General features: G+C 61.1%; 3 protein-coding genes and 2 pseudogenes. 1 reads left to right on the forward strand and 4 read right to left on the reverse strand.

The genetic code is table 11. The features are described 5' to 3' along the window. The coding region (locus AWB68_RS43140; protein ID WP_200828959.1) for a transglycosylase domain-containing protein at positions 1 to 862 on the reverse strand (862 nt) is incomplete at its 3' end. A 1,106-nt stretch (positions 863 to 1,968) separates the two neighbouring features. Here AWB68_RS43140 and AWB68_RS43145 point away from each other — a divergent pair. Next, on the forward strand, positions 1,969 to 2,487 hold the full coding sequence (locus AWB68_RS43145) for a hypothetical protein (RefSeq protein WP_087650214.1): 519 nt from the start codon (positions 1,969 to 1,971) through the stop codon (positions 2,485 to 2,487). Between the two features lie 108 nt (positions 2,488 to 2,595). Here AWB68_RS43145 and AWB68_RS51790 read toward each other — a convergent pair. From AWB68_RS51790 to AWB68_RS43160, 3 genes and pseudogenes are all read right to left on the reverse strand, one after another. Then, positions 2,596 to 2,948, reverse strand: a pseudogene (locus AWB68_RS51790) (NAD(P)-dependent oxidoreductase); the annotation flags it as partial. A 42-nt stretch (positions 2,949 to 2,990) separates the two neighbouring features. Then, entirely contained in the window at positions 2,991 to 3,371 is a 381-nt protein-coding gene (locus AWB68_RS43155; protein ID WP_087650216.1) for a potassium channel family protein, read from the reverse strand. A gap of 128 nt (positions 3,372 to 3,499) precedes the next feature. Continuing rightward, a pseudogene (locus AWB68_RS43160) lies at positions 3,500 to 3,769 on the reverse strand (DUF2955 domain-containing protein); the annotation flags it as partial.

The raw sequence follows: 3,769 nt of genomic DNA on the forward strand, positions 1-3,769 counted from the left end.
CGCCGATGCCGTTGATCTCGCCGATGCCCGGCTTCGCGGCGAGCGGCACCGAATTCAGATAGCGCACCACGATCTGCTTGCGCGCGGGCATCGTCTGCGGTCCGTCCAGATAGGCCCGCACTGACGCCGACGCGATCTGGCGCAGCTTCTCGGGCGGCGTCGCGGTGCGGCCGTCCGACGAGTGACGGAATTTCTCGATCTGGGTGGCGAGCGTGCTCCCGCCCGGGCTAGGCTGATGCCGGTCGACCGCGCGCAAGCCCTGGTCGAATAGCGCACGGCTGAAGCGGCCCCAGTCGATCGCAGGATTGCGGTTCGATTGGGTCGGGTCGAGCAGGTTGCGGTCCTCGATGAACAGCAGCGCGTTCACGACGAGCGGCGGAATCGAGTCGAAGCTCGTATAGACGAGGCCTGGATAGCGTGCGCTGAAAAGCGGTGCGCCCCGGGAGTCGAGGAGGACGAGCCCCGCCTGGTCCTTTTCCTCGTACGGCAGGAAGAGGCCCCGGTCCGCGAGCGACGCCATCACAGCCGAATTGCGCGCCTGAGTGGTGACGGCGAAACCGCGTGCGATCAGGCGTTGTTCGAAAGAAGGCAGTTGCGCGTAGCCAAGCCGCAGATCATAAGGGCCGTTCGCGGGAAACCGGATGCTGTTGCTCGGGCCGTCGCCGAGGGTAAAGGCAATGTCGCGGCCGAGTTCGGACAGATAGCGCGCCTGTCGCTGCGACGTCTCGATTTCGTTCTGCACCATGCGGGCCGCGACCGCGCATACGAGCACGAAAAACGCGGCAAACAGACCCCAACCCCATCGCCGAAGGGACGTCAGATTGATCGCACGAGGGAAAAACCGAACTGGTGGCCGATTCATGGCGGCGTCTTCCCATGGGATGCGGTACTGCCTGAAATCACCCGTCGATAGTCTAGCGCCAAAAGGGGACAGCCCGCCGTGACTTACCGGGCATGTTGCATTGCGCCGACATCATCGATCAAATTGGCGATCGCCGCATGGAGGTCAAACGGCGATTGGGCCACGCCCCTGCGTTCGAGACTACGGCGCAGCCTTGCGCCGCACGCAAACCGAAGCGACTCCGACAGCCTGTGCCAAAACGCTCGCAACTTGCCGGCTGACCGTGGTGGTAGCATCCCCCGAGAGCGGTTCTCATCGAATGGGCAATGAAAGGTGACCGCTAACGACCGAAAAGCGCTTGCCGGCGATTTCCGGAAGGTCCTGCGTTCCTTGTCGCATGTGTCGTGGTCGAGTCCCCGTTCAACTGGCTTGCTGACGCGGTGCAAAGCAAAACCAGAGTAACCGCCAAGCCCAGCGCAAAGGAAGTGCAGAACACGCGTGCTTCGACAGTTTCCAACGTGCAGAACAACTACGACTGTCACAACTGTTCCAACTCGGACTGGGACGGCGGGTCTGCGGCGGCCGGATTCGTGGCGGGCGCGGTTGTGATGGGCGCAGCAGCTGCGGCAACAGCCCCGCAAGCGGTGCCCGTCGCAGTGCCCGCACCGGTCGCACCGCCGTGCAACGTAGCTCCGGTCGCGGTTGGCGAGGTCGCTTACTATCGGTGCGGGTCGACATGGTATGCCGCCGGTTACGCGAGCAGCGGCGTAGTGTACACGCCGGTTCCTCCGCCGCCCGGATATTAGGGCTCCGGTGCAAGCAGAAAATTGGCCGTAAGCCCTTCGGTTGGTCTTCACGGGTTCTATTGCATAAGACAGTGCGCTACATGCACCGCTGAACGCCTGTTGAAAACGCTTAATTCGGTGGTTGCTTGCATTACCCGCTCGACGTGGTCCTGATGTGCGCGCGCTGGTATGGGGTCTGCCCATTTGGCCTGCGGATTCACATTTAAGCTAGCCAGACGCGAAAGACTGACTACAATGTGAGTGCAAGAAAGACTGCAAGGGCGGTCTATTCAGTAGTGTTCAGTACTGTGACGTTTCGATTCCTTCATTGGAGGCATGCCCATGACGTGCCTGAGCGAAAGGATTGTCGGCGCAATATTTTTCTTGCTGAGCGGATATGCATTCGCGGAAGGCCTCGTCATCGGGTCGCCCGAAGCGATGACGGTTGCGAACATCGCGCCTCTGCCCGTGGAAGTCGTGCCACCCATTCCAGAACCACAACGCTATATGCAGCGTTATGAAATGGAATCTCAGCCGGATCAGGGAAAGCCGTTTTACGCGCAAATCGAGGCGTTCTATGGCGCACAGATAACACGAGACTTTCACTTCGGCGCCGGGAAAGCCGCGCCAACGCCTGAGCCGGTGCTGCAGCATGCTTCGGATTTTCTGGCTCCTGGTTCGTCGACGGCGCCGCAAATCTCGATCGTCCAGTTGCCAAATACAACTTTATCGCTGGGTGCGCAACCGCAACGAAGGCTGTCGCTCACAGTCGATCACTGGGTCTTTTCTGCCACGGCGCGTGTCCCGGTTCTCCATTCGCACGATACGGGCGCGACGGTTTCCGTTCGGCACGGCTTTTAGTGCGAGGTCTACGGTTGACTCGATACTCGTTGCGCCGGACCGCAGTAGATTGACTCCGTTGTCCAAAGACAAACTGGGTTCGGGCCATCTGCCGTCGTTCTTTCGCGCTTAGCATACGGACATAATATCGGCTTCGACCAGATATCGGACCCTCGCGTGGATGATGTCGCTTGGGGCCGCCTGATGACCCGTTACGATGACGTTCTGGCACGAAGTCAGGGCTGAAGCACGTCATCCGTAATGATGGTGCTGGAGAGATCGCGAAAGCGAACGTCTGCCTCCTGCTCCTAGATGCGTAGATGGCGAGCGCCAGCCCGCCCAGTTGCCCGCTCTTGAGCGCCTCGGTCGACCAGCTCGCCACGGCTCGTGGTGACAAGCAACGCCCCCCGTTTTACGCGAGCGAGGCTCTCGTCGTTGACGACGCGGTACGTCTCCGGCGCGAACGGGCAATGCTCCGATAACCGGCAATGTTCCAGTCTCGCGCTTCCGCCAGCACCGTCAGACTAATCGAGAAGGCTCGCCCGGCGCGCGGCTTCCTGCACGCCCCGCACGGCGGCAGCGAGGACCAGCCCTGTGAACACCATGCCGATCAGCCCAAGCAATACCGCATCGATCCGGCCAAGCGTTGAGGTAGGAACCACGTCGCCGTACCCGATCGTCAGTGCCGTGATCGCGCAGAAGTACAACGTTTCCCCTAGCGGCGAAGGCGTTCGCTTCACCGTCTCCACGGGATCCCCCATGTAATACATGGCGATCGCCAGCAGCACGAACAGCACCATAAGACCAGCCAGAATTCCGCGCAGGTACCAAAGGGTCCTGCCTGATTCCAGCAGGATCTCACGTGCCCGCAGGCGGACGACCGTGTCGCTTGTCGCATTTCCCATTACAGGTACCTCCTTGATTGAGTTCGCCCGGTTCGACGCGTGTGAACGTCAGTCCCACCCCGCTTTCGGCACGACACCATCACGAACGCCAATGCGTGCGTTCGCCCGAGGCGCGGGGGCGCGGAGCGTCATCGCGTGCGGCTTCGTTGCTCGAAAATCAGCAACATCAGACACGCGTAGAGCGTCACCGCCAAAAAAAGTCCCATCCGCACCGCGAATGCCGTGTAGACGTCCTTTCCCGCCGCGCTGTCCTCGACCGATTGCCCCAGCAGAATGATCATGGTGACCAGGCTGTTCAGCCAGAAGCCCGGTGAGTAACGGGTCGGGCTGATGCCGTAGAGCTTGCGTCCCACCAGCAGGCCGAACAGAAGCATCCACAGAAAGAACATCCACAGGTG

Source organism: Caballeronia choica (assembly GCF_001544535.1).
GTDB classification, from domain to species: Bacteria; Pseudomonadota; Gammaproteobacteria; order Burkholderiales; family Burkholderiaceae; genus Caballeronia; species Caballeronia choica.